Source organism: Providencia sp. PROV141 (genome assembly GCF_028481645.1).
GTDB lineage: Bacteria > Pseudomonadota > Gammaproteobacteria > Enterobacterales > Enterobacteriaceae > Providencia > Providencia rettgeri.
The window spans coordinates 69,743-96,399 of sequence record NZ_JAMPPR010000005.1 but is presented as its reverse complement, the minus strand read 5'-3'; the positions used below and the strand labels follow the sequence as shown (position 1 = coordinate 96,399).

General features: G+C 40.6%; 26 protein-coding genes. 3 read left to right on the top strand and 23 right to left on the bottom strand.

The features are described 5' to 3' along the window. Positions 1 to 3 precede the first annotated feature (3 nt). The 11 genes from emrB to nrdH all read right to left on the bottom strand — a co-directional run bounded on the left by emrB (position 4) and on the right by nrdH (position 13,438). Positions 4 to 1,542: a multidrug efflux MFS transporter permease subunit EmrB gene (gene emrB / locus PSF09_RS04095; RefSeq protein WP_036957964.1), complete on the bottom strand. Its 1,539-nt coding sequence runs from the start codon at positions 1,540 to 1,542 to the stop codon at positions 4 to 6. A 14-nt stretch (positions 1,543 to 1,556) separates the two neighbouring features. Then, positions 1,557 to 2,738 (bottom strand): multidrug efflux MFS transporter periplasmic adaptor subunit EmrA, encoded by a 1,182-nt coding sequence (gene emrA, locus PSF09_RS04090; protein WP_210839885.1) that lies wholly within the window; start codon positions 2,736 to 2,738, stop codon positions 1,557 to 1,559. A 219-nt stretch (positions 2,739 to 2,957) separates the two neighbouring features. Next, positions 2,958 to 3,473 carry a transcriptional repressor MprA gene (gene mprA, locus PSF09_RS04085; protein ID WP_210839886.1) on the bottom strand — a complete coding sequence of 172 codons (516 nt, stop codon included), beginning with the start codon at positions 3,471 to 3,473 and terminating at the stop codon, positions 2,958 to 2,960. A gap of 664 nt (positions 3,474 to 4,137) precedes the next feature. Then, complete coding sequence (locus PSF09_RS04080) at positions 4,138 to 5,337, bottom strand: MFS transporter (RefSeq protein ID WP_272666423.1); 1,200 nt, start codon at positions 5,335 to 5,337, stop codon at positions 4,138 to 4,140. A gap of 130 nt (positions 5,338 to 5,467) precedes the next feature. Next, positions 5,468 to 6,463 (bottom strand): glycine betaine/L-proline ABC transporter substrate-binding protein ProX, encoded by a 996-nt coding sequence (proX, locus tag PSF09_RS04075; protein ID WP_210840350.1) that lies wholly within the window; start codon positions 6,461 to 6,463, stop codon positions 5,468 to 5,470. Positions 6,464 to 6,565: 102 nt separating this feature from the next. Beyond that, the gene (gene proW / locus PSF09_RS04070) at positions 6,566 to 7,741 is read right to left on the bottom strand and encodes a glycine betaine/L-proline ABC transporter permease ProW (RefSeq protein ID WP_272666424.1); all 1,176 of its coding nucleotides are present in this window, start codon (positions 7,739 to 7,741) and stop codon (positions 6,566 to 6,568) included. Continuing rightward, on the bottom strand, positions 7,734 to 8,933 hold the full coding sequence (gene proV, locus PSF09_RS04065; RefSeq protein WP_272666425.1) for a glycine betaine/L-proline ABC transporter ATP-binding protein ProV: 1,200 nt from the start codon (positions 8,931 to 8,933) through the stop codon (positions 7,734 to 7,736). The genes proW and proV overlap by 8 nt, the downstream gene beginning before the upstream one ends. Positions 8,934 to 9,660: 727 nt before the next feature. Further along, positions 9,661 to 10,632 carry a class 1b ribonucleoside-diphosphate reductase subunit beta gene (nrdF, locus tag PSF09_RS04060; RefSeq protein ID WP_210840375.1) on the bottom strand — a complete coding sequence of 324 codons (972 nt, stop codon included), beginning with the start codon at positions 10,630 to 10,632 and terminating at the stop codon, positions 9,661 to 9,663. A gap of 12 nt (positions 10,633 to 10,644) precedes the next feature. Further along, positions 10,645 to 12,777, bottom strand: a complete 2,133-nt coding sequence (gene nrdE / locus PSF09_RS04055) for a class 1b ribonucleoside-diphosphate reductase subunit alpha (protein ID WP_272666426.1) — start codon at positions 12,775 to 12,777, stop codon at positions 10,645 to 10,647. Between the two features lie 11 nt (positions 12,778 to 12,788). Continuing rightward, a complete protein-coding gene (gene nrdI / locus PSF09_RS04050; protein WP_210840373.1) occupies positions 12,789 to 13,202 on the bottom strand; it encodes a class Ib ribonucleoside-diphosphate reductase assembly flavoprotein NrdI in 414 nt (137 codons plus the stop codon). An 8-nt stretch (positions 13,203 to 13,210) separates the two neighbouring features. After that, complete coding sequence (gene nrdH / locus PSF09_RS04045; protein ID WP_210840372.1) at positions 13,211 to 13,438, bottom strand: glutaredoxin-like protein NrdH; 228 nt, start codon at positions 13,436 to 13,438, stop codon at positions 13,211 to 13,213. A 288-nt stretch (positions 13,439 to 13,726) separates the two neighbouring features. Between nrdH and PSF09_RS04040 the strand changes: the two genes are divergently transcribed. Together PSF09_RS04040 and cspE are read left to right on the top strand one after the other, a co-directional pair. Further along, positions 13,727 to 14,185, top strand: a complete 459-nt coding sequence (locus PSF09_RS04040) for a methylated-DNA--[protein]-cysteine S-methyltransferase (RefSeq protein ID WP_210840371.1) — start codon at positions 13,727 to 13,729, stop codon at positions 14,183 to 14,185. A gap of 216 nt (positions 14,186 to 14,401) precedes the next feature. Next, positions 14,402 to 14,611 carry a transcription antiterminator/RNA stability regulator CspE gene (gene cspE, locus PSF09_RS04035; RefSeq protein ID WP_004257099.1) on the top strand — a complete coding sequence of 70 codons (210 nt, stop codon included), beginning with the start codon at positions 14,402 to 14,404 and terminating at the stop codon, positions 14,609 to 14,611. Between the two features lie 134 nt (positions 14,612 to 14,745). Here the strand turns inward: cspE and lipA are convergent, their stop codons facing one another. From lipA to rsfS, 9 genes are all read right to left on the bottom strand, one after another. Beyond that, positions 14,746 to 15,711 carry a lipoyl synthase gene (lipA, locus tag PSF09_RS04030; RefSeq protein WP_210837093.1) on the bottom strand — a complete coding sequence of 322 codons (966 nt, stop codon included), beginning with the start codon at positions 15,709 to 15,711 and terminating at the stop codon, positions 14,746 to 14,748. A 123-nt stretch (positions 15,712 to 15,834) separates the two neighbouring features. Next, complete coding sequence (gene lipB / locus PSF09_RS04025; protein ID WP_272666458.1) at positions 15,835 to 16,479, bottom strand: lipoyl(octanoyl) transferase LipB; 645 nt, start codon at positions 16,477 to 16,479, stop codon at positions 15,835 to 15,837. 311 nt (positions 16,480 to 16,790) lie between these two features. Beyond that, entirely contained in the window at positions 16,791 to 17,054 is a 264-nt protein-coding gene (gene ybeD / locus PSF09_RS04020) for a DUF493 family protein YbeD (RefSeq protein ID WP_272666428.1), read from the bottom strand. Between the two features lie 151 nt (positions 17,055 to 17,205). Continuing rightward, positions 17,206 to 18,417 (bottom strand): D-alanyl-D-alanine carboxypeptidase DacA, encoded by a 1,212-nt coding sequence (gene dacA, locus PSF09_RS04015; RefSeq protein ID WP_272666429.1) that lies wholly within the window; start codon positions 18,415 to 18,417, stop codon positions 17,206 to 17,208. Between the two features lie 172 nt (positions 18,418 to 18,589). Continuing rightward, positions 18,590 to 19,561, bottom strand: a complete 972-nt coding sequence (gene rlpA / locus PSF09_RS04010) for an endolytic peptidoglycan transglycosylase RlpA (protein ID WP_272683519.1) — start codon at positions 19,559 to 19,561, stop codon at positions 18,590 to 18,592. A gap of 13 nt (positions 19,562 to 19,574) precedes the next feature. Continuing rightward, positions 19,575 to 20,687, bottom strand: coding sequence for a peptidoglycan glycosyltransferase MrdB (mrdB, locus tag PSF09_RS04005; RefSeq protein ID WP_210837089.1), 1,113 nt, complete (start codon positions 20,685 to 20,687; stop codon positions 19,575 to 19,577). A gap of 37 nt (positions 20,688 to 20,724) precedes the next feature. After that, positions 20,725 to 22,614 carry a peptidoglycan DD-transpeptidase MrdA gene (mrdA, locus tag PSF09_RS04000; protein WP_272666431.1) on the bottom strand — a complete coding sequence of 630 codons (1,890 nt, stop codon included), beginning with the start codon at positions 22,612 to 22,614 and terminating at the stop codon, positions 20,725 to 20,727. Between the two features lie 32 nt (positions 22,615 to 22,646). Continuing rightward, positions 22,647 to 23,117 (bottom strand): 23S rRNA (pseudouridine(1915)-N(3))-methyltransferase RlmH, encoded by a 471-nt coding sequence (gene rlmH, locus PSF09_RS03995; protein ID WP_004908925.1) that lies wholly within the window; start codon positions 23,115 to 23,117, stop codon positions 22,647 to 22,649. A gap of 2 nt (positions 23,118 to 23,119) precedes the next feature. Further along, the gene (gene rsfS / locus PSF09_RS03990; RefSeq protein ID WP_080641496.1) at positions 23,120 to 23,446 is read right to left on the bottom strand and encodes a ribosome silencing factor; all 327 of its coding nucleotides are present in this window, start codon (positions 23,444 to 23,446) and stop codon (positions 23,120 to 23,122) included. A 344-nt stretch (positions 23,447 to 23,790) separates the two neighbouring features. Here rsfS and PSF09_RS03985 point away from each other — a divergent pair, with 344 nt between their 5' ends. Next, positions 23,791 to 24,435, top strand: a complete 645-nt coding sequence (locus PSF09_RS03985) for a DUF1722 domain-containing protein (RefSeq protein WP_272683518.1) — start codon at positions 23,791 to 23,793, stop codon at positions 24,433 to 24,435. Here PSF09_RS03985 and nadD read toward each other — a convergent pair. From nadD to lptE, 3 genes are read right to left on the bottom strand one after another with little or no spacing between them, the layout of a single operon-like run. Further along, positions 24,423 to 25,088: a nicotinate-nucleotide adenylyltransferase gene (gene nadD, locus PSF09_RS03980; RefSeq protein WP_272666433.1), complete on the bottom strand. Its 666-nt coding sequence runs from the start codon at positions 25,086 to 25,088 to the stop codon at positions 24,423 to 24,425. The genes PSF09_RS03985 and nadD overlap by 13 nt on opposite strands. Then, positions 25,081 to 26,112 (bottom strand): DNA polymerase III subunit delta, encoded by a 1,032-nt coding sequence (holA, locus tag PSF09_RS03975; protein ID WP_272683517.1) that lies wholly within the window; start codon positions 26,110 to 26,112, stop codon positions 25,081 to 25,083. Before holA ends, nadD begins: the two co-directional genes overlap by 8 nt. Continuing rightward, entirely contained in the window at positions 26,112 to 26,651 is a 540-nt protein-coding gene (lptE, locus tag PSF09_RS03970) for an LPS assembly lipoprotein LptE (protein ID WP_210837081.1), read from the bottom strand. The genes holA and lptE overlap by 1 nt, the downstream gene beginning before the upstream one ends. Positions 26,652 to 26,657 lie beyond the last annotated feature (6 nt).

The following is a 26,657-nucleotide window of genomic DNA, read 5'->3' as shown; positions in this document are numbered from 1 at the left end:
TGATTAATGAGCACCGCCGCCGTCTTTCGAACCTGCCCCAAATGGTGGCTTAGCGAACCAGACAATGACCATTAGTAGAATGAAAATTCCAGCTGAAAGCCAAAATATCTCATTTGCTGACATAATCAAGCCTTGGTCAGTAATCGTTTTAGCGAGGTATGCCGCACTTTGTTGCTCGTTCATACCAATTTTTGCCAGCTCACTGTACATCTGTTGAGCATTTGGGTTGTATGGGTTTACAAATTCAGCGAGATTTTCATGATGCATTGACTCTCTTTGGGTCCACATCGTTGTGGTAATTGATGTCCCGATGGCTCCAGCTAAGGTACGAGTGAAGTTGGATAAACTGGATGCAGAGGCCATTTTCTCTGGTGGTAGACCAGATAATGTAATGGTTGTCAAAGGCATAAAGAAACAAGCGATAGCTAAACCTTGTACAAATTGCGGCCAAGCGGCTTCAGCGAAACTCATTCCGGGTTCGAATGTATAAGCACGCCAATAGTAACAAACTGCATAGATAATAAAGCTGAATGTCACTAAATAACGCATATCAATTCGGTTACCAAAACGCCCTATAATTGGCGTAATCAGTAGCGGTAATAACCCGACAGGAGCAGAGGCTAGCCCAGCCCAGGTCGCAGTATAGCCATAAACCTCTTGTAGCAATTGCGGCAGTAGTACAATCGTCCCGAAATAGAGCATGTAAGCCAAACTTAGGGATAAACAGCCAATCGTAAAATTGCGTTCTTTAAATAGGGATAAGTCGATGACAGGATGGTCATCGGTGAGTTCCCAGACAATTAAGAAGGCGATAGCGACAACGGCAATAACGGTTAGGACGATAATTTCAGTCGAATTAAACCAATCCAGCTCTTTGCCTTGGTCAAGCATGATTTGTAAAGCACCAATACCGACAACTAATAGTACCAAACCAATAGTATCAATACGCTGAATAGATATTTTAGTTTCACGACCTTTTAAGGTACGCATGATGGCAAAAATGATTGCAATACTAAATGGCACATTGATAAAGAATATCCAGCCCCAATGGTAGTTATCACTAATATAACCACCAAGAATCGGTCCGCAAATAGGAGCAATAACGATAGTCATTGACCAAAGGGCGAGGGCCATGTTGCGCTTGGCTGGGGGATAATTATTAAGCAGCAGGCTTTGAGACAAAGGAATGAGCGGTCCTGCAACTAACCCTTGTAAAACACGAAATAAGATCAACATCTCTAAGCTGCCAGAAATACCGCACAGCCATGAAGTTAAAGCGAATAAGCCTGTGGACCATAAAAATAGCCTGACCTCACCGATTCTACGCGCTAACCAACCAGTAATAGGGATGGAAATTGCATTGGCAACACCAAAAGAGGTTATTACCCATGTTCCTTGTGAGTTGGATGCCCCTAAATTTCCAGCAATGGTCGGAATAGCTACATTAGCAATGGTGGAATCAAGAACTTGCATAAATGTTGCCAACGAAAGGGCAATCGTCATCCATGCGAGTTTTGATCCCGTTAAAGGTGCTGTCGTCACGATTGCACCTCCACCTATTGATTCCCTAGGTTATTATTAATTATCTCAGTAACTATTTTATCTGCAGGAGACATATCGACAGCTAATGCGGCAGTATGGTAAGCAGGGGTATCGCGCATCCCTTTCGAAAGTACTTTGCCGTTTTTATCCAATGTATCAACCGTAACTTCAGTGGATAAACCGATACGTAGTGGATGTTCTTCAAGCTGGGTTGCATCTAAGGCAATACGCACGGGGAGGCGTTGGACTACCTTTATCCAGTTACCACTGGCATTTTGTGCAGGTAATAAAGAGAATGCGCTACCTGTTCCCATATCAAGCCCAACTACAGTACCGTTAAACACGATATCTTTACCGTAAAAATCAGTCGTGACCTTCGCAGGTTGACCGATACGCATGTCCGCAAGTTGTGTTTCTTTAAAGTTCGCATCAATCCACATACCATTGGACGGAATAATAGCCATCAATGGTGTTGAAGGGGTAATTTGTGAACCCACTTGCACACTTCGACGTGAAACATAGCCATCAACAGGGCTGACGATCTTCGTCCGTTGTAGGGTGAGCCAAGCGTTTCTAACTTGTGTCGCGGCCTGTTCTACTGCGGGTTGTTTTTCAATTGCGGTATTCAAAACAATGGCTTGATTAGCATTATATTGTTCTATTGCCATATCTAATGCTGCTTTTGCACTGACAACGGCTTCTCTCGCGTGTTGTAGTTCTTCTTTACCGATGACATGGCTACTGCCTAAAACTTCGCGACGTTTTAAATCATTCTGTAAGCGGTTTAATTCAGACCGTTTTACGTCAATGTTGGCTTGTAGCTGGCGGCTATTAACCATGTGCTGGCGAGTCTGGCGTACACTGTTTGCTAATTCTGTTTTTGCTTTGTCTAGTGTCAACTCTGCATCACGTGGGTCTAGTTCAACCAAAACAGTTCCACTTGTCACGAAGTCGGTATTATCCACATTGACTGTCATAACGCTCCCAGAAACTTGGGATTGTATTTGTACTTGGTTACCTGCGACATAAGCGTTGTCAGTTGATTCATAGTGGCGAAGAACGAGATACCAGTAGACCGCCCAGCCAACGCCTATAATAATAAATAATAGAGTCAAAAAGATAAGCGCATTTTTGCGTTGTCTTTTTTTATTTCGTTGGGGAGTTTGCGTTTGTTGCATTTCCTCAGGGGAACTCATACTCGTATTTCTCCACTTCTATGGATAAGGGTCACGGTTGTTTCCAGTAGTTAGGTATTAACCACTACTGGAAACTGAGACTACAAATGATTTTGCTGTTTGATGGGATATCGTAAAGCATAAGGGTAAAAGGATAATGAAATATTATTGGCTGAAAAGTATTTTTTCAGCTTTGAGCTAAAGAATGGCTCAAATACATTAACCTTACAATTTATATGGTCAATCTTTTATAGTATCTAGTTTTGTCAGTAATTTACGCATCAGCGTGTCAAGCTGTTGTTTTTCATCAGCATCTAAAACAGACCAAATATCAATTAATGCGCTGTGTTGAGGTGGCAATAGACCATTTAAAAATTCAGTCCCTTTTTCTGTGAGGTGTAGATGAAGGCAACGTCTATCGTTGTGACTTTCTTTGCGTTCAATCCAACCATTTTTTTCCAGTTCATCTGCAATTCGTGTCGCGTTGGTTCTTGACGAACCAAGAGCTGCACTGAGCTCAGATGGCTGAATACTGCGGGAGTCTTTTGTATCAAGGATCATGAGCGCCATAAATAGTGTTTCATTAATACCTTGAGACCTTAACATATTATTCCGAGTTTCAAGTAATTTCCCATGAACATGCATACATAGGCGTGTTAGCAGAATTTCTTGATATGGAATAGGACTTTCATGTGAATCTTGTTGTTCTACACGAGCATTGAGTAGCTCTTCAGTCGGTGTAAATGAACTTTCCATTATTGGGATACCTTATTAGTTTCAGTTGGTAAGATTACAACTGTCATCAACCATCTAAATGGTATATTAAAAGATAGAATTAGCAATTATACTTAATTAATATCGCCGATTTTATTTTGATAATGATACATGATTCATAAATTTTATGAATGTAATTTGCCAGTTTTAGTATAGCCCATTGACTATTTCACTCAGAGTGCGTCAGTTTTGGCTATAAAACAACCAACCTAATGCTAAATTAAAGGCTAATTCCAATCATACAAAACAATATATAATCACATGACATTAACTCAATACCATTTTTTTTGTTACCCAATAATTACAAGTTAGATAGATATTTTTAATTTGTAGGTGTAATTACTTATTTTTGTATAATTAAAACATTATTTGATGAAACAGTAATTTGATTTATTAACAGGGATACTACCTTTTTATCGAGTCATTGTATTTGTTTAACTGTGTCATTCACTAATATTTACTTTGTTTACTATTACACCTGATAACTATCAGTTCTGTGATGGTTTGTTTATTTGTTCAATATTTAACATATTGGGTGGATAAAATTGAACCGTATAATTTTTAATACATTATAACTTTTTATATGTTGATGTGTGGACTCGTCAATTTTTATCTAAAAACGTATTGATATCGGTATGAGTCATATTTAGTCATCAGTTGTGGTGATAACGGGATCAAAGCGAATCCCTATAGCCCAAATAATTAAACTTATGGTGGTTAAGATTGCACCTGCAACGGCAATGCCCTCCCAACCTGCATGTTCATAGGCATAACCTGAAAGTAGAGATCCTAGTGCGCCTCCAATAAAATAACTGGTCATATAGCCAGCAGTTAGGCGGTTACGAGCTTCTGGTAATATACGATATAACGTACTCTGACTAGTGACATGAACGGCTTGCACTGCAAGGTCTAACACTAATACACCAATGATAAATGCGACGAGGGAATATTTAGCTAAGCCGATAGGTATCCAGGACAATAGTAACAATACCAATCCGATAGTTGTAATGCGCTTTCCTTTGCCTTTATCGACCAGATGCCCTGCTTGGGAAGCCATAAGTGCACCTGCGGCACCGACTAAGCCAAATAAACCAATAGTCCCTTCGGAATAATTGAATGGCGGGCTGGCTAACAAGAAAGCCATTGCGGTCCACAGTAAACCAAAATTAGCAAATGATAGTGCACCGAGAGAAGCGCGTACCGCGAGCACTGGAGTGCCGAAAAATAGCCGGCCAATAGAGCAAATGAGCTGAAAGTAGTTTAAGTTAGTTTTTTGATGATAACGTGGAAGTTTAATGGCTAGAACAATCATTAAGAGCATCAATAGCGCAAAGGCCAACCAATAGATAGCACGCCAGCCACCGACCATAGCAACAGCACCTGAAACCGTTCTCGCAAGTAAAATACCCAGCAATAAGCCACTCATAATCATTCCCACCGCTTTACCTCGTTTGTGTGGCTTAGCAATAGATGCCGCGAGAGGGATCAGAACTTGTGCAACAACAGAAAATAGCCCTGTAAGGGCGGTACCTAAAAGGATTTGCCAAATATTATTTGAAAGCGCTGTAATTAATAACCCTAATGCGGAAAGAAAGGTCATGGTTAAAATTAAGCGTTTACGTTCAAATAAGTCTCCCAAAGGAACTAAAAACAGTAAACCTGCGGCATAACCGAGTTGCGCGGCGGTGACAATAAACCCAGCCATATTGGTTGTTAAATTAAACTGCCCCGCAATGGTCTCTAAAAGCGGTTGAGCATAGTAATTACTGGCAACGACAAGGCCTGTGGCAATGGCCATTAAAATAGTGAGGCCCGTTGTCAACTCTGCAGTTTGGGTCTGTTTCATGAGGATTACCTATTATTAGCTAGGTGACTACTATAAACAAAATTTATTACCTTGGTTTATTTCTTTTTGTCATTGATGTAAAAAAGCCACCGGCTAGGGTGGCTGAGGTTATTAATCGGGTTGTTTATTTTTACTTAGCGGCTGCTTGTGCTTCCTTTACCCAGCCATCAAAAGTGGATTGATGGGCTTTGATCCAAGCATTTGTGTGGCGTTGAATATCCGATTGTGATGCTTCACCGTTATGCATTCTTAAGTTCTGTGCATTGATATCGGCAATAGGTAGTTTCATCACCTCAAATAATTTTGCCGCTGCTGGGTTATCCGCAGCCCATTTTTTATTGGCGACGATATGCATGGTATTTGGTGGGAAACCATAGTTTTTTCCGTTAGGTAGAGCTGTATCTGTTTTTTCACCATTTGGCATTGAAGAGAACGGCACTTCTAACCAAACTACATCACGACCCGGCTTGAGGACATCACTTATCCAATAAGGTGTCCACGTATAATATAAAATAGGTTTACCTTCTTTATATCGGGTAATGGTGTCAGCCATCATCGCCGCATAGTTACCTTGGTTATGGTCGACTGTTTTTTCTAGGTCATAGGCTTTTAAATGGTTATTGATGGCCGCTTCACAGCCCCAACCTGGGTTACATCCCGTTAAGTCCGCTTTACCATTACCATTTGAATCAAAGAGCTTGGCAATTTTAGGATCTTTGAGTTGTTCAACATTGGTAATATTGTATTTTTCTGCTGTTTTTTTGTCGATGAGGTAGCCTTGGGCTGCATTAACAACATAATTGCCTTGACGATAGAACACATTATCGCCACCCGCAGCGTCATATTGTGCGTTATGTAAAGGAACCCAGCTGGTGGCTAAGTAAGTCGCATCGCCGTTCGCAATGGATGCGTAAGCCACGTTATAGTCGACTTCTTTGATGGGTTGAACATCATAGCCAAGTTCTTCAAGGGCTTTTGCCACAATCAGTGTTTGGAATGTTTCCTCACTGATCGTGCTTTGCACTGGGTTAATTTTGATTCCTTTACCTGGCAGGTCGTTAGCACCTGCAAATGGGACGGCAAACATGGCTGTTAGTGCAGATGCAAGAATGATTTTATGTTTCATTATATTGTTCCCTCTGTTTTTTCGCAGCGAGCTTGGCTTTCATGCTAAGTGCCAAGTTAGGTGCCATATGAATGGCACTCAGGTGAATGGAGGATGTTTTGATTAATGGTTTTTTTTACAAAATGGGCGCATAACCAACCCAATAGGCCCTTTTTGGTACCAACGGCATGATGTTTTGCCACGAGTATCTTGCCCTAAAGATTGGGTAAAGCGGTCTAAGATGATAGCTAGAATAACAATACCGACCCCCCCGACAGATGCGAGACCCATATCAAGTCGACCAATACCCCGTAAGACCATTTGGCCTAAGCCCCCAACAGCAATCATTGAGGCGATAACGACCATTGACAGCGCTAACATCAAGGTTTGGTTGACCCCAGCCATAATCGTTGGCATCGCCAATGGCAATTGCACTTTAAACAGCATTTGGCGAGGACTTGCACCGAATGATTCAGCGGCTTCAATTAAATCAGCTGGGACTTGTTTGATCCCTAAAATGGTCAAACGAATGATTGGCGGTAAAGCAAATATAATAGTGACGACAACACCGGGCACATTACCGATACCAAATAACATAACAATCGGGACTAAATAGACGAATGCCGGTGTGGTTTGCATCGCATCAAGTAATGGGCGAATAACTTTAGCGGCTTTATCACTACGTGCCAGCCAAATCCCCAGTGGCAGTCCTATGACAATACAAAACAGTAAAGAGGTGAGGACCAGAGACAGTGTCACCATGGCTTCTGACCAAGCACCAATTGCTCCGATGGCTATCATCGAAACAAATGTGGCCACCCCCATCGCGCGTCCTGCTAATTGCCAAGCGAGTAATGCGAAAATGATAATGGCAACAGGGGACGGTAGTGAGGTGAGAAATTGTTCAAACCCACTCAGAATAAAATCAATGGGGGCTCGAATCCCTTGGAATACAGGACGAAAGTTGAGAACTACCCAATCGATAGCATGTGCAACCCATGAATCAAGAGGGATCAGAGTGTGCTGGAAGGGATCCATAATATTAAACTGATCGGGTATGATGCTATCTGTTGGGGCGGCATCAAGCCAATCACTCGAACTGGTGTCAGCAGGTGTGGTTATGTCTGATGCATTTCCCCAAGGATCATCCCCAGCGGTATTTGTTTCGCTAGAGCTTGTCGTTGCCCATGGGTCGTCTGCCGGTATATTTTCAGTACCTTGTGTTGGCGTATTCGTGGCTTCAGTATCCGCCCATGGGTCTTGTTGGCTATTCGTTGCTTCTTGATTCTGCTTACTCATTTGGTGTCTCCTTATCCAGCGCCTGTAACAGCATTCCTTTTGAAATTACGCCCAAATAGCGGTTTTTTTCGTTAATAACCGGAACAGCGCAAGGGGCTTGTGCCACGGTAGAAATAACTTCATTTAAGGATGTATCACCTTGAATTGGCTCGATATCAGTTAATATTGCAGCTTCAATACCTGCTTTTTCATGGAGTGCTTTTTCTAAGGATTCAACAGAAACCACACCGGCAAAGGTATGCCCTCGAGAAATTAAATAACCGTGATAGCGGTCTTCATCGTTGAGGACTTTTAGCGCTGAACGAGGGCCAAAACCCGGTGCGATATGCAATAGTGCATTAGGACGTCTGCGTGCAATGTCCTTCGCACTGAATACTTGGCTGATATCTACACCACGGAAGAAGGTCTTAACATAGTCATTTGCTGGATTATTGAGAATTTCATCAGGTGTGCCGACTTGAACAACAACGCCTCCTTGCATAATGGCAATGCGGTCGCCAATTCTCATCGCTTCATCAAGGTCATGAGAAATAAAGACAATCGTGCGTTGCTTATCCCCTTGTAAGGAGAGCAGTTCATCTTGCATTTCAGTACGAATTAGTGGGTCAAGGGCTGAGAACGCTTCGTCCATTAACAGAATATCAGGGTCATTGGCTAGTGCTCTGGCTAACCCGATACGTTGACGCATCCCACCAGAGAGCTCATCTGGGTATGAATTAGCCCATTTTTCAAGATTAACTTGTTCAAGCGCACTCATGGCTTTCTTATGGCGTTCTTCTTTTGGAATGGCAGAAAGTTCCATACCAAAAGCGGTGTTATCGATGACATTCATATGTGGCATCAGCGCAAAGGATTGAAACACCATACTAATTTTTGTTCGCCTAACTTCGCGCAGCGCTTTGTCAGAAATATTGGAAATATCCTCTCCATCTATCATGACTTGCCCGCTGGTCGGTTCGATCAGGCGATTGAGGAGGCGCACCAAGGTTGATTTTCCTGAGCCAGAAAGTCCCATGACAACAAAGATTTCGCCTTCTTCAATCGTCAGATTAACATCTTGAACACCTACAGTAAGGCCTGTTTTTTCAAAGATATCATCTTTATTCATACCTGATTCTAATAGCTTAAATGCTTGGTCAGGATTGTCCCCAAATATTTTATATAAATTTTTAACTTGTAATTTTATTGCCATATATTATTTACCCAATTTTCAATCAACAAGGAAGACAAATTACCTATATTGAAAGTGATGAATTCTATCGTGATAGTTAACATTATGTTTCCTACCTATGATTATCCTTTGAAAATTATTAGGGCAGAAATTCCTATATTCGTTTTAATGGGTTAGTTAATTATGGATTAAATTCAAATTTCTCCGTTTGAGTTATTAGTAAAATTTGCAAGCAATAAACCCTAGCATAATAAAATCAGCTGACAACCCTAGGTTAAGTATAATTAATCAAAAAAATAGAGATGAAATTTGATGCTATTAATGTAAATAAAAACGATATTAAGTTATATAATGATGAATTTTATGGTTTCTATATTAAAGTTAACTTACTGGTGAGATTGAATTTAATTGAAAATAATACACACTAATCTAATCAATATGCGAGTTGCCGATTTTATTCGATTTTTATGTGGGATAAATGCTTAATTGATAGATAAAAAAATAGAAATTAATATCAAATTCATTAAATAAATTTATGTAAAATGAAGTGGAAATTGATTGGATTAAAAATAATTGCCAGATTGACTCATTAAAAATGAGTAATTAAACAGATATACATATAAAAAACGAATTAATTTGACTGCTTTTTGAGCTAAAAAATACCATGACAAATAAATTCATTATAATTCATCATGGTATGGATTTGGTTGTGAGTGATTCTTATTGATAAGTTAAATTAACAGTTTAATTAGAAGTTCCAGTCATCATCTTCGGTACTGACTGCTTTGCCAATAATATAAGATGAACCGGAGCCCGAAAAGAAATCATGATTTTCATTTGCATCAGGAGATAAAGCCGATAATATCGCTGCACTTACATCAGTGACGGTATCAGGAAATAAGGCTTCATAACCTAAATTCATTAATGCTTTATTGGCATTGTAATGAAGGAATTTTTTGACATCTTCCGACCAACCTACTGTGTCATAAAGTTCTTGTGTATATTTCACTTCATTTTCATATAAATCGAATAATAATGAAAAAGCAAAATCCTTAATTTCTTTCTGAGTATTGTCATCATATTGTGATAATGATTTTTGAAACTTATAGCCAATATAATAGCCATGTATGGCTTCATCTCGAATAATTAAACGTATAAGATCTGCGGTATTTGTTAACTTTCCTCTGCTTGACCAATACATTGGTAAATAGAAACCCGAATAAAATAGAAATGATTCTAAAAAGACACTTGCGATCTTTTTCTTTAAAGGGTGTGAATCACAATAGTAAGATAGGATGATCTTAGCTTTATTCTGTAATGCAATATTTTCTTCACTCCAGCGGTATGCATCATCAACATCAATTGTTGAACAAAGAGTTGAAAATATTGAGCTATAAGAGCGCGCATGTACTGCTTCCATAAAGCTAATGTTCGATAAAACGGCTTCTTCGTGAGGTGTTTGTGCATCTGGCATTAAACAAGGTGCACCCACTGTATTTTGAATCGTATCTAGCAGGGTGAGGCCAGTGAATACACGTATTGTTAGCTGTTTTTCTGCAGCAGTTAAAGTATTCCAAGAAGGAATATCATTAGATAATGGTACTTTTTCGGGAAGCCAAAAATTACTCGTTAATCGGTTCCATACTTCTAAGTCTTTATCATCCTGAAGACGGTTCCAGTTAATGGCTTTTACTGGCGCGCTAGATATGCTGGTGGTCATAATATTTTCCTATTACAAAGTGCAAGATACGCAGCCTTCGACTTCAGTTCCTTCGAGGGCAGTTTGGCGTAATCGGATGTAATACAATGTCTTGATTCCTTTTCGCCAAGCATATATTTGCGCTCGGTTAATATCTCGCGTGGTGGCATCATCTTTAAAAAATAGAGTCAAAGATAAACCTTGGTCAACGTGCTGAGTTGCCATGGCATAAGTATCAATAATTTTTTCTGGACCGATTTGGTAAGCATCTTGGTAATATTCTAAGTTCTCATTCGTCATGAAAGGAGCGGGGTAGTAGACACGACCAATCTTACCTTCTTTACGAATTTCAATTCGTGAAACAATGGGGTGAATGCTTGATGTTGAATTATTGATATAAGAGATAGACCCAGTCGGAGGTATCGCTTGCAAGTTTTGGTTATAAATTCCATAGGTAATAACAGACTGTTTTAAGCCTTGCCAGTCTTCACGAGTTGGAATTTCGATACCCGAACGTCGGAATAATTCCTGAACGATTTGTGTTTTTGGTAGCCAAATATTGTTGATATATTTATCAAAATAATCACCAGAGGCATAAGTTGAATGTTCAAAACCAACAAATGCAGTTTTCCTTTCAATAGCTAATTGATTGGACGTTTTTAATGCGTAATAGGTGACCGCATAAAAATAGATATTGGTGAAATCGAGCGCTTCTTCTGAGCCATAATAGATATGCTCCCTTGCCAAGTAGCCGTGTAAATTCATTTGACCTAATCCAATCGCATGTGATTGTCGGTTACCTTCGGCAATGGAAGGGACAGAACGAATGTTACTCATATCTGAAACCGCACTCAGTGCTCTAACGGCAGCCGCTATTGATTGAGCGAAATTTGGTGAATCCATCGTTTTAGCGATATTCATGGAGCCTAAATTACAGCTAATATCTTTACCGATTTGTTGATAGCTTAAATCGTCTTCATAAACACTAGGGCGATTAACTTGCAGTATTTCTGAGCACAGATTGCTCATATTAATGCGTCCTGCGATAGGGTTGGTTCGATTGGCGGTATCTTCAAATAAAATATACGGATATCCAGACTCAAACTGGATTTCAGCTAAAGTTTGGAAAAATTCCCGAGCATTGATTTTGTATTTTTTTATCGCTTTGTTATTGACCATTTCATGGTATTTGTCTGTCACACTGATTTCAGACATAGGGACACCATAGGTGCGTGCTACATCGTATGGTGAAAACAAATACATGTCCTGGTTATCTTTCGCTAACTGGAAAGTGATATCAGGAATAACTACCCCTAAAGACAGTGTTTTAATGCGTATTTTTTCATCTGCATTTTCACGTTTGGTATCAAGAAAACGCATGATATCAGGGTGGTGAGCGTGCAAATAAACGGCACCGGCACCTTGCCTTGCGCCTAATTGGTTGGCATAAGAAAAAGCATCTTCTAACATTTTCATGACAGGAACAACGCCAGAAGATTGATTTTCAATTAGTTTTATTGGGGCGCCTTGCTCCCGTAAATTGGTCATTAGAAAGGCAACGCCGCCACCGCGTTTGGATAACTGCAAAGCAGAATTGACTGAGCGGCCAATGGACTCCATGTTGTCTTCAATTCTTAAAAGAAAACAAGAGATTAGCTCGCCACGTTGTTTTTTACCGCAGTTAAGGAAGGTGGGAGTTGCAGGTTGAAAACGACCTGTAATAATTTCATCGACATACAACTTAGCAAGGGATTCATCCCCTTGAGCAAGGGTTAAAGCAACCATACAGACGCGGTCTTCATAGCGTTCGAGGTAGCGTTTGCCATCAAAGGTTTTCAGCGTATAGCTAGTATAATATTTAAAGGCACCGAGAAACGTTTGAAAACGAAATTTGTGAGCGTATGCCTGTTTAAACAGTGATTTGATAAATTCAAAGTTATATTGTTCTAATACACTGTTTTCGTAATAGTTTTCTTGTACTAAAAAGTCTAACTTTTCTTTTAAATCATGGAAAAATACGGTGTTTTGGTTCACATGCTGTCGAAAATAGTGATGAGCCGCTTCTTTGTCTTTATCAAATTGAATACGGCCTTCGTTATCATATAAATTCAACATCGCATTGAGCGCATGATAATCCACATCTGATATATTTTGCATTTTATCCATTTGGAATAACTCTAGTTGTTTGTACGTTGCCAAAACGTTTTTAGGCCTCGTTGAACGGATTGAACATCTTTATCAGTACCAAGAAGTTCAAACCGGTATAGGTAGGGAATATGGCATTTTTGCGCGATGATATTTCCAGCTATCGCATAGGCATCACCAAAATTGGTATTACCCGCAGCAATAACACCACGGATAAATGCGCGATTGGCTTCAATATTAAGAAATTGAATCACTTCTTTTGGAACAGCCCCTTTTGTACCGCCACCACCATAGGTTGGTAGTAATAAAACATAAGGTTTTGTCGCAATTAGGCTATTTTCGTGGTTGCCAATAGGTAACCGTGTTGCAGGAATACCGAGCTTTTCAATAAAGCGATGGCAATTTTCAGAGCGACTTGAAAAATAGATGAGTGATTCCGTTTCCATGACATCACCTAAGCGGCTAATAGACTAATCATGTCAGGTCGAAAACCGGCCCAATGTTTGTCACCTGCAATAACAACAGGGACTTGTTGATAACCCAATTTTTTTACGAGTTCAAGGGCTTGGCTATCTTCAGTAAGGTCAATAATTTGGTAGGAAATAGATTTGCGATCTAAGGCTTGATAAGTAGCATTACACTGAACGCAGTTAGGTTTACTATAAATGGTAATCTCAGTCATGTTATTTACCTTTTGAATGTTTATTCGCATTAAAAATAAGGCGCGTGGCACATAAATACTATATATGGATTTTAAATTTATCAACCATACAATATGTAGTGAATATGAAATGTTGAATGATAATTATTCTAATTGTTAGCTAGGTGGTTATTAACATTGAAAATAAAAAAATATCGTATTAGATGATTCAGATAGAGACTCTAAGAAAAAAGATCATTGCAAAGTGGAAATAATTTACACTATAACTGTATATACAATCAGGTAATTGAGTCCTTTTGAGGAGATACTATGTACCATCAATATTTAGCAACACCGGATAAATTTCCTAAACCGTGGGTCCATATTACGGCTGATGACAACGGGATAACGAGCCTTTATTTTGTTGATGAAAAAACAGAAAAAGAAACGAAGAATGAGCATTCAAAGCTTTGTGTGAAAGAACTAAAGGAATATTTTAATCACAAAAGAACCGTTTTTACGGTGGCATTAAATCCACAAGGCACAGAATTTCAGAAAAAAGTCTGGCAACATCTTTGTGGGATACCTTATGGGGAACGCTGGAGCTATAAAGATTTGGCTTTAAAGTTAGGCTCAGCTAATTATTGTCGTGCTGTCGGCATGGCAAACTCACGTAACCCAATCTCATTAATTGTTCCTTGTCATCGTGTACTTGGGCATGATGGGAAATTAGTGGGGTATACTGGGGGCTTGGATATCAAAGACTGGCTACTTTTACATGAGAAGTAAAATCTAAATAATTAGCTATAGATAATACTATTGGTTGTGATAATTGCTATTGGTAAGAATTATTGTCGAAATCAGAACCTATTCTATCGATAAATAATATTTTTTTATCTTTTTAGTCCATTTTCGTGATCTAGGTTGTAGACAAGTAACTGAGAAATCTGATGTACTGAGCTTGATACAGATGGTGTGTCTATTTTATTTTAAAGGTAATATTTGATGTCTAAAGTTAAAGGTAACGTTAAGTGGTTCAACGAATCTAAAGGTTTTGGTTTTATCACTCCAGAAGATGGTAGCAAAGATGTATTTGTTCACTTTTCTGCGATTATGGGCGATGGTTTCAAAACCTTAGCTGAAGGCCAAAAAGTGGAATTTGAAATTACTGAAGGTGCTAAAGGCCCATCTGCTGCTAACGTTATTCCTCTGTAATTTTTATAATTAAGATTAAAACGAACAGCTGAAAACTCGCGCTAGTTATCTAGGGCGAGTTTTTTTATTGCAATAGATAAAAAAATGCCTGATATCAATCAGGCATTTTTTGTCTATACGTTAAATAATGGAGGCTATTTAACTTCCTCACCTTTAGCTTGTAAATCAGCATGGTAAGAAGAGCGAACGAATGGGCCGCAAGCAGCGTGAGTGAAGCCCATTGCCATGGCTTCTTCTTTCATCTCATCGAACTCAGCAGGACTAACATAGCGTTTAACCGGTAAGTGATGGCGGCTTGGTTGTAGGTATTGGCCTAGTGTAAGCATCGTTACGCCATGGCGACGTAAGTCGTGCATAACCTCGATAATTTCTTTATTGGTTTCACCAAGACCAACCATTAACCCTGATTTAGTTGGGATATCGGGATGGGCTTCTTTAAATTTTTCGAGTAATTTTAAAGACCATTCATAATTAGCACCAGGGCGAACTTGACGGTAAACACGTGGTACGTTTTCAAGGTTATGGTTAAACACATCAGGTGGTGTCGCGGTTAAAATTTCTAATGCGCGATCCATACGGCCACGGAAATCAGGAACAAGCGTTTCAATTTTAATCGATGGGCTTTTTTCACGAATAGCGCTAATGCAATCAGCAAAGTGCTGTGCTCCGCCATCACGTAGATCATCTCGGTCAACTGACGTAATGACGACATAGCGTAATGCCATATCTTTAATAGTCTGTGCTAATTTCTCAGGCTCATTGGCATCTGGTGCATTTGGACGGCCATGAGCAACATCACAGAATGGGCAGCGGCGGGTACAGATAGCCCCTAAAATCATAAAGGTCGCAGTACCATGGTTAAAACACTCAGAGAGATTAGGGCATGACGCTTCTTCACAAACAGAATGCAGTCCATTTTTGCGCATGGCTGCTTTAATGCCTTGAATACGAGTGGAGTCAGCAGGAAGCCTAATTTTCATCCAGTCAGGTTTACGTAGAATTTCTTCTCGTTCAGTCACAACGTTTTTGACAGGGATCAGCGCCATTTTGTCGGCGTCACGATATTTAATTCCGCGTTCTATCTGAATTGGTTTACTCATAATATGACGGTTCCAGTTATCTTTTATGCTGATGGATAAGTGATAATTCTAAATAAAACCAAATGAAGGCTGTTATCCATTCATTAAAATATTTTTTAAAAATGTTAAAAAATTATAGCATTATTATTGAACAATATGAAATCCCAGTGTGTCACAGAATTGACGAATTAGCACAGGCTGAACATCAGATAATGATACTTTGGGAGCAAGATCACTAACCTGAGTCATCTTTAATTCACTGTAACCACAAGGGTTTATGCGATTAAAGGGTTCAAGATCCATATCAATATTCAAAGCGAGACCATGAAAAGAACAACCTTGCCTTATGCGTAATCCAAGAGAACAAATTTTGTCGCCATTCACATAGACACCAGGGGCATCAGGGCGAGGATACGCTGCAATATTAAAGTGGGCAAGGGTATTCACGACGGTATTTTCCAGTGCGGTGACGAGTTCTCTAACGCCAATTTTATTGCGCTTTAAGTCGAGCATCACGTACATCACTTGCTGGCCTGGCCCATGGTAGGTGACTTGGCCACCACGATCGCTTTGTATAACAGGGATATCTCCGGGTGCCAGTACATGCTCAGCTTTTCCGGCTTGGCCTTGAGTAAACACGCGAGGGTGTTCAACCAACCAAATCTCATCACAGGTTTCAGGCATGCGGTGTTCGGTGAATTGGTGCATCGCATCAGATACTTGTCGGTATGGTGCGAGCCCTAACTGACGTACGATTATCGCTCTTTCTGACAATGTTTTAACATCCAGCTGAAAAAATGAGTACTTAGTATAACGCTGGTAGGGGGGGAGCGCTAGTTTTGTCATGTTATAGATATGTTAGCGCTACTCTTCTGAGTGAAGTATGAAAAAGGTAGGAATTTGGATAAATTTATATTTTTAGGTTTGGGAATTGATATGAAAAGCTATTATTCATTAGGAATCTTTTGGTGAAAAACTTATTTTATTTGTACTATCAGCAAGAAAAAATAATTATAGGGCGTTGTAGTGCAGAATAAATAAAAAACTACACCTTAATCGGTTATGGCTAACCTTTGGGATGTAGTTTATTTTTACAGAAATTAAAGTACAACTTTAACTAATTCTAATGCCCCTAATTCGCTATACAAAGTTTCCACTTGTTCAATATGGGTGGCATTGATAGTAATGGAAACTGAGTGATACGTGCCTTTGCTGCTCGGTTTTACGTCTGGAGAGTAATCACCCGGTGCATGGCGTTGTATCACTTCAATAACTTGATCAACCAGTTCAGGCTGTGCCAAGCCCATCACTTTGTAGGTTAATGGGCATGGGAACTCAAGCAGTTCACCTAATTTCGTTTTCATGGGCACTCCTAATTTTTAAATTGGGCTGCTGGCTGAAAAAGATTGGCTGGTATTAAACCAGCCAATGAGATGTATTCATCCAACAAACATTTCGATACTTACTTTATTTCGATAGTTACTATATGGGGATGACTTATTTTAGTTTCAAGCCCTAACCAAACCAGCGATGGAAGAGTAACTTAATATAGTCAATTAACCGACTGAAAAAGCCACCTTCTTCCACATCTTTTAATACGGCTAAAGGATGTTGTTCAATGATTTTTCCGTCGAGTTGGAAACTAATGATACCGACTTGCTGCCCTTTGGTTAATGGTGCTTCAAGCTCAGTGGTTGTTAATTCATAACTGGCTTTTAAATCTTTTAAGCGACCTCGTGGGATGGTGAGGTATAAATCTTCAGTGACACCTAATTTTACTTCATTTTCATCACCAAACCAGACTGGCACGCTGGCAAAATCCACATTGGCTTGTAATGGTTTAACAGTTTCATAAAAGCGGAAACCGTAAGTGAGTAACTTTTTACTTTCGGCATCACGGCCTTTGCTGCTTTTACCTCCCATAACAACAGAGATCAGGCGCATATCACCTTCGGTTGCTGAGGCAACAAGGTTATAGCCCGCGGCATTAGTATGACCGGTTTTTATGCCATCAACAGCAAGGCTCTTATCCCACAATAGGCCATTGCGGTTTGTTTGGCGGATATTGTTAAAGGTAAATTCTTTTTCTTTATAGATTGCGTACTCTTCAGGCACATCACGTACGAGTGCTTGCCCAATAAGCGCCATATCACGGGCTGAGCTATATTGGCCTTCGGCATCTAAACCATGAACGGTTTGAAAATGGGTATTTTTCAGCCCTAATTTGTTTACATAGCCATTCATTAATTGAACGAAGTTGGCTTGGTCCCCTGCAATATAGTCGGCCATAGCGACACAAGCGTCGTTACCTGATTGCAAGTTAATACCACGAGTTAATTGAGATACGCTAACACGGTCGCCAGGTTTTAAGAACATCAATGATGAACCTTTAAACACCGGATTACCGGTAGCCCACGCATCATTTCCGACCGTGACAATATCATTTTCACCAATTTTACCTGACTTAATTGCTTGACCAATAACATAACTGGTCATCATTTTTGTCAAGCTTGCCGGATCGCGGCGTTGGTCGGCATTACTTTCAGCGAGAACTTTTCCCGAATTATAATCAATTAAGATATAAGCTTCTGCATCAATAGCGGGTGCCGCAGGAATTGATGTATTCGGGAAGGTTTCATTAGCATTCGCAATATTCGCAGTCATAAGAAGGAGTGCGGAGCCCAGCACTGTATGACGCACGATGCGTGATGGAGCGACATTATTCATGGTTTTACCATTACATCCGAAATTCGGTTAACACAAGGAGGCGCAGTTTAGCAAAAGAATAGGATCAGAAAAAAGCCACTTTTGCACTGTACCAATGATTTTTTTATCAGTTTAACATTGCCTAACTTTAGGTTGCATCAAATGTAACTGAGCAACCTAAAGCTATGTTGTACTAGGGCGCAACGACCATTGACGATTGGTTTTTTTCAGACTGTAAACGGCCTTGAACCTCAACGGCTTGTTGCCTTGTACTAAATGGTCCTAACTGTACTCGGTAAATACCATTATAAGGTTGTAGCCGCCCAGGAACATTAAACTGTGTTTTCAATTCATTCAGCATATTTTGCGCATTGGTTTGGCTACTAATGGCGCCTACTTGAACGAGAAAACCACGCTCAGGAACCGCTTCTTCGGTTGTTGTTGTTGGTGGTGGCGTTGGTGTTTGTAAGCTCATGTCAGGCATCGTAGGCTGCATTGGCTCTTTTGGCTGCTGAACGGGCAATGTATTTTCTGGCGTTGGCAAGTTCTCCATCACAGGGGTACCCATTGGGCCAGAACCTAATTGTGGACGCCCTGGTAATGCATAGCTTTGTTTCACAAAATTAGAGCCAACGGTTCCAGTTCCTGACAAGGTGCCATCTTGAGCGACTTGAATGGCATCAATTTTAATTTTTGTCGTCGGCATTAAATTCAGGCGGTCAGCGGTTGCGCGTGACACGGCAATACTTTTTCCTGGCGTATAAGGCCCACGGTCATTAACACGCACGACCATCATCCGGCCATTCATCATGTTGGTGATACGGACATAGCTAGGGATCGGTAACGTTGGGTGAGCAGCGGTTAATTCCACTGGATTAACCCGTTCACCAATCGCAGTCATATTTCCTGCAGACTCGGCACCATAAATAGACGCATAACCCACTTGGCTAAATTGTGATGGGTCGCGTACGATTTGGTACTGTTGACCATTGCGTGAGTAATCATTATTTGCAGTTGGATGATACGGCTCATAATGAGGCTCTGCACCTAATACATCTTGAGTGGGTACATTGGTTGGCACTTGGGCTGGTTGTTTAACATCTTCTGTCACACAGCCACTAAGTAGCGCGGCAGTGACGCCAAGCATTATCCATTGTAAACGCATACTAAGCCTCATTTTATAAACTTTTGGAAAGGAATTTTCGGTGTGTATGTATCGACATGATAATACCGAATCCAGCCATTAAAACAATCAAAGCGGATCCCCCGTAGCTCACTAAAGGGAGGGGAACACCAACTACCGGTAATATACCACTGACCATACCGATATTCACAAATACATAGACAAAAAGGATTAAGATCAAACCACCAACCATAACCCGACCAAAAGTATTTTGTGCGCTAGCAGCAATATAAAGCCCACGAATAATCAATAAAAGGTATAAACCAAGTAAAATAAGCACGCCGACTAAGCCAAGTTCTTCTGCTAACACAGCAAAAATAAAGTCAGTATGCCTTTCTGGTAAAAACTCAAGCTGTGATTGTGTGCCATGTAGCCAACCTTTACCCATTAATCCACCAGAACCAATCGCAATTTTTGATTGGATAATATGGTAACCAGCGCCTAGTGGATCAGTTTCTGGGTCTAATAACATCATGACACGGGCTCTTTGATAACCATGCATTAAAAAGAACCACAGTAGTGGAATAAAGGCGGCGAGCGCAATGGCGGCAACTGCAATAAGCCGCCAACTCATTCCGGCAAGGAACAAAACGAATAGGCCTGAAGCTGCAACTAAAATCGAGGTACCAAGGTCAGGCTGTGCAGCCACTAATAATGTTGGTACAAAAATCAATACAAGTGCAATTAATGTATTTTTGAATGAAGGAGGGCATAGGTCTCGGTTCATGAAACGAGCGACCATTAAAGGGACGGCAATTTTTGCAATTTCAGAGGGTTGGAACCGAATAAAACCCAAGTCTAACCAGCGCTGTGCCCCTTTACTTATCTGCCCAAAGACGTCAACAAAAACCAGTAAAATAACGCAGAAGATAAACAGGTGAGGCGCCCAATTTTCATACATTCTAGGAGGGATCTGCGCCATTACTATCATTACGACGAAGCCTGTCGCTATCTGCCCTAATTTACGCTCCATCATTTCAGGATCTTGGCCGCTAGCACTCCACATAATAAATGCGCTGTATGCAAGCAACGCGATAATAATTAGCAGCATAGGCACATCTATATGCAGACGTGTGGATAACGAAATTTTTTTCTTATCGTCTGTCATATTCTTTATAGCTCATTGTTATTCTTAGGATTATGCATCATCGGTCTTCTCCTGCATTGGTTGCTGACACCGCAACTTCAGTACGGTTATCACCAAGAAGAACGTGGTCAAATATTTGCCGCACAATATCACCGACTGCTGGGCCCGCGCCCCCGTTTTCCAGAATAATTGCAACGGCAATCGTGGGTTTATCATACGGAGCATAAGCAATCATCAATTTGTGGTCACGGAGGTGCTCAGCAAGTTTACTGGCATTATAGGTTTCATAGCTGAAGACCTGCGCAGTACCCGATTTTGCCGCCGCTTTATAAGGGGTACCAATGAAACTACGGCGCCCAGTACCATTCGGTGCATTGGCGACACCGTACATTCCATGCTTCGCTAGCTCCCAAAAACCGGAATTGATATCGCCAATTTGTTTGGTTTCTTTGTCTTCATAAGGAACCATGGCATTACCCAATTTTGTGCCGTAAAGCAAATGTGGGGTTTTAACTTGGCCATCATTGATTAATGTCATTAATGCTTTTGACATTTGAATTGGCGTTGCAGTCCAATAGCCTTGCCCGATCCCAACTGGAATAGTATCACCTTGATACCAAGGCTTTTTATAGCGTTTTTGTTTCCATTCACGGGTCGGCATGATACCAGAACGTTCTTCTGCAAGGTCAATTCCGGTATAATCACCAAAACCAAAACGGCTCATCCATTCAGAAATACGGTCAATTCCCATATCATAAGCGACTTGGTAGAAGAAGGTGTCTGCAGATTCAATAATAGATTTTGATACATTGAGTTTGCCGTGTCCCCAACGTTTCCAGTCACGGTAACGCTTTTCCGAACCAGGTAATTGCCACCAACCAGGGTCAAAAATAGTTGTATTGGGGGTAATTACTTTTTCACTTAATGCCGCAACAGAAATAAAGGGTTTTACTGTCGAAGCAGGGGGATACAACCCTTGAGTTGTTCGGTTTATCAACGGTCTGTCAGGGTTATTTAATAACGCTTGATAATCTTTATTTGAGATACCGTTTACAAACAAGTTAGAGTCATAACTTGGATTAGACACCAGAGCCAAAATTTCGCCATTACGTGGGTCAGTGACCACTACGGCTGCACGGCTAGTGGTTAACAATTTTTCGATATAAATTTGTAATTCGAGGTCAATAGTGAGGTAGATATCTCGACCTGCTTGCGGTGGTTGCTCATGCAATTGTCGAATAACGCGACCGCGGCTATTCACTTCAACTTCTTCATAGCCGGTTTTACCGTGTAAGACATCTTCATAATAACGTTCAATACCTAATTTGCCGATATCATGACTAGCTGCATAATTAGGTAATAAACCTTCTTTATCAAGACGTTCAACATCTTTGTCATTGATTTTCGCCACATAGCCAATCACATGAGTTAATGCGGAACCATATGGGTAAGAGCGTCGTTGGTAACTTTTGACTTCTAAACCGGGAAAACGGTACTGATTAACGGCAAAACGAGCAACTTGAACTTCGTTGAGCTGGGTTTTCAATGCAATAGAGGTAAACCGACGTGAGCGTTTACGCTCTTTTTCAAAATTAGTAATGTCTTCGTCAGTTAAATCTACCACATTACGAAGGTTATCTAAGGTTTCTTGCAGATTACTGACTTTTTCAGGCACGATTTCTAGCTGGTAAAACGTGCTATTAAGGGCGAGTTGAGTCCCTCGGCGGTCATAAATAATCCCACGGCTTGGTGCAATAGGCACCAATTTAATTCGGTTATCATTTGACCGCGTTTGATAATCTTCATGCCGGACAATTTGTAAGTGATACAAATTGGTCACAAGAATAGATGTTAAAATGACAATCACACCGAAGGCGATAAGCGCTCGGCGGATAAATAAAACTGATTCAGCGGTATGGTCGCGAAAAGGGGTGCGTTGTGTTTTCATCCCATTGCCATTTTGAACATATTTAAACCTGACTATTCCCTGTGATAAGGGTGGTTAGTCGTAATACTCCATGCGCGATAAAGACTCTCGGCAACAAGGACACGAACCAGTGGATGAGGTAGCGTAAGTGGTGATAGTGACCAACTTTGCTCTGCCGCTGCCTTACAAGCAGGCGCAAGGCCTTCGGGACCACCGATTAATAAGCTGACATTACGGCCATCTTGTTTCCATTTATCGAGTTGTACGGCAAGTTTTGGGGTGTCCCAACGATCGCCTGGAATATCCAAGGTGACGATGCGATTTCCTTTACCTACGGCTGCGAGCATTAATTCGCCTTCTTTTTCTAGAATGCGTTTTATATCTGCATTTTTCCCACGTTTTCCTGCAGGAATTTCCGTTAATTCAAATGGCATATCTTTAGGAAAACGATGGAGGTAATCCATAAAGCCGGTCTGGACCCAGTCCGGCATTTTTGTTCCAACGGCAATGAGCTGTAATTTCAAACTCAGCTCCAGAGCTTTTCTAATTCATACATACGACGACTTTCATCTTGCATAATATGAACAATGGCATCGCCAAGGTCGACGACTATCCAATCAGAAATACCTTGTCCTTCAACACCTAATGGCATTAAACCATTTTTACGGCAAGCTTCGATTAACCTGTCAGCGACTGACATCAAATGGCGACTTGATGTCCCTGTACAGATGATCATCTGATCGGTAATACTTGATTTCCCTTGAACATCGATAGTAATGATATCTTCTGCTTTAGCATCATCAAGCTGATCGATAATAAATTGTTGGAGTTCAGTTCCTTGCAAAAGGTTCACCTTTTATTCAAATAAACAGAATATCGCGTTAAACACTGTTTGTAGTTTGTAGATAAAATAATCGCTGATAACACAGTAAACATATTAACAGCCCTGCTATTTTACCCTAGATTTTAAGAAAAATCGGCTAAATTATTTTTTATTCATCGTGGAGTGAAATTTATAGGGATATCCGTACATTTGAGCAAGAAGTTTGTGCTAACTTTACAAAATAACGCTAAAAACTGTACTCCTGACAAATATTTTAGAATGAGATATGTATTGTGCAAATAATTAAACCAAAAGTTTTTATATTTGAAGGAATTAATCATCTACCCGCTAATATTCATCGACAGGTGAATTCTATGGTTGAATTTGTAACGAAGCTCACTCATGAGGGGATGCAAAATAAGGTTAATGGTATTATTTGTTCTGGACAGCAACTTGCTAAATTACAAGGGCTATTCCCTGCTAATATTCCGATATTAACGGATGATAAGCTACAAGATATAGCGTCTTGGGATTGCTTTCTAACGAAATTGTATACGATACAAAGATTAGACGGTTTATATAACGAGCTAACACATCACAACATGATTCAATTTCATAGTTGCCATAAATATCTCATCATGGCGTATTCCCCAATTGGCTACCAGTATACGGGGCGATTAGTGGCGAGTATTAAAAGCACTACTGACCTTATGTGCTTTTTAAATCAATATAAAGCCTGTTTAATGGAAATATTGGCGGCAGTGCCAGCAAAAAATATTGAAGTTAATGCGCTGAACCATATGCAAGGCTATTTCAAACATAAAGCCACGAAAGATGAGAAAAAACGCTTATCATGGCTGATTAATGACTATTTAGCGGGTAATTTACCACTAAACAGGCCATTAGAGATGATGAAGCAATTGCTTGTTCAATACCCAGACAACTATTTAATGCAGCAAGTTATTTTTGAGCCATATCCTAATAGTTGTTCAATAAGAGAGATCCCTTATTGTTGGTAAAGGTGCTGTTGATGAATATATTGCAAAACCGCATCTGGAATTAATTCGTGACAAGAGTCGCCTGAGCTTAATTTTTCGCGGATCTCTGTTGCAGAGATATTTACCAATGGGGTATCCCCAATAAAAATGTACCCATTGGCCGCTTGGTTTAAAGCAATTGGGTCTGTTGTTTGATGTTCTAATAACCAGTTTTGCATTATAGGGTCGGAAAATTGAGTGGCATATCCTGGACGCGAACAGACTAATAGATGGCAGTTATCTAGAATTCGATCCCACCCGTACCATTTATTAATCGACAATAAAGAATCTTGACCAATAATAAACGCAAGCGGCTTTTCCGCCCCCATTTCTTGGCGTAATTCGGCCAGTGTTTCGATTGTATAAGAAGGGCTATTTTTCGCTAATTCACGCGTATCGATAGCAAATAAAGGGTTATCTTGTGTTGCTAACTTCACCATTTCTAAACGTTGTGCTGGTGTTGCTTCTGGCTGTGGGCGATGGGGAGGAACGTGGTTAGGTAGCAAGATCACTTTTTCGAGGCCAACTTGTTGGGCAAGGGCTTGTACAGGGCGTAAATGGCCAAAGTGAATGGGGTCGAATGTCCCGCCGAATAATGCTAGCAAGTTATGTTGTTTTGAAAATGAATTACTCATGAATAAAATTCTCTGCAAATGCTTTACCGCATAATAGCATAGACAGTGTTTGCAGGTCAGGCCATGGCGAATGGCTAAAATCTTGTTTAATATTGATTTCTGCTTGCGTTAATAACATTAATGCAGATTGCAATTGATGCAATGTTAAGCGTTGTAAGGCTTCCGTGAGCACACCTCGGCGGTTTTGCCATACTTTGTGTTGATCAAATAATGTTTTTAATGGGGTTGTTGCAGATTGGCGTTTCAATGTAATTAGCAGCATCAGATCGCGTTGGATTGAGCGCAATAAAATAACGGGCTCAACATCCTCTTGTTGCAGTTGCTCTAAAATATGCCAAGAACGGCGCGATTTACCAGCCAATAGGGCATCAACCCAATGATAGGGCGTAAAATGCGCTGAATCATTCACGGCACTTTCGACGCGAGGGTAGGTAAGTTTACCATCTGGATAAAGCAGGGATAGCCGTTCAAGCGCTTGCGCTAAACCAAGTAAATTCCCTTCATAACAGTAGCAAAGTAGTTGGTTAGCTTCGGCTTCTAAAGAAAGCCGCATACTGTAGGCGCGTTTAGAAACCCATTGTGGTAACCGTTGATATTCAGGGGTCAGGCAACTGATATAAATGGAATCTTGGCTAATTGCTTTAAACCAAGCACTGTTTTCTTGTGCTTTCGTGAGTTTATGGCCGCGTAACACAAGAAGCAGGTCTGAATGGAGTAGCTGCGCCAGTTGATTCAACTTTTCTGCCATAGCGGCGTTAGGGCCATTTTCAGGTAACAGCAGAGTGAGTGTTTGGCGGCTAGCAAACAGGCTTAAAGCTTGACAGAGACTAAAAATTTCATCCCAGTCAGTATTTTGCTCAAGAGAAAACGAAAAATGCTCTTCAAAGCCTTGTTCTTGTGCAGCTTTGCGGACGGCATCTTGGCTTTCTTGAAGAAGAAGGGGCTCATTGCCCCAAATTAAATAGCGGCCTCTTAGAGACTCTTGTAACGAAGAGGCCAGCTGCTCAGGGTAGATACGCGTCATTATGGTTGAGTATTCGCATCAGCCGCTTGGTTTTTTGCCTTCTCAAGTTCTGCTGAATGAACAAGCAATAATTTACGCACAATATTACGTGCAGCTTGTTCTTGCATTTCTTGACTTACAATTTCTTTTTCAGCATCTTTCGCAAGCGCTTCTAAAGGGTTGTCGAAGAAAGTACGTTCAACACGGCTTTGTAAAGGATAGATAGCTCCATCAGGCATCAACACTTGCACATTCATTACCAGTGTTAATTGTTTCTCTGCCGCTTTACCATCTTGGTAAACAGACACAGTTTCAGTATTTTCATTAGAGCTCAGAACTTTCAAAATGGGAACATCGGCTCTTCCCGTTTCAAGAATGGTCACGTTATTGAGCCGCAGTTGTTCCCTAAGCGCCCTTGTAAGGTAGCTATATGGGTCACTTGAACTTAGCTGCAATGTTCTCAGTTCTTCAGGAATTTGAGTTGTTCCTTGAAGACGAAAACCGCAACCTGCGGTGACCAGCACCGCTAGGCTCAAAAATAATGTTATCAGATAACGCACCTGGCC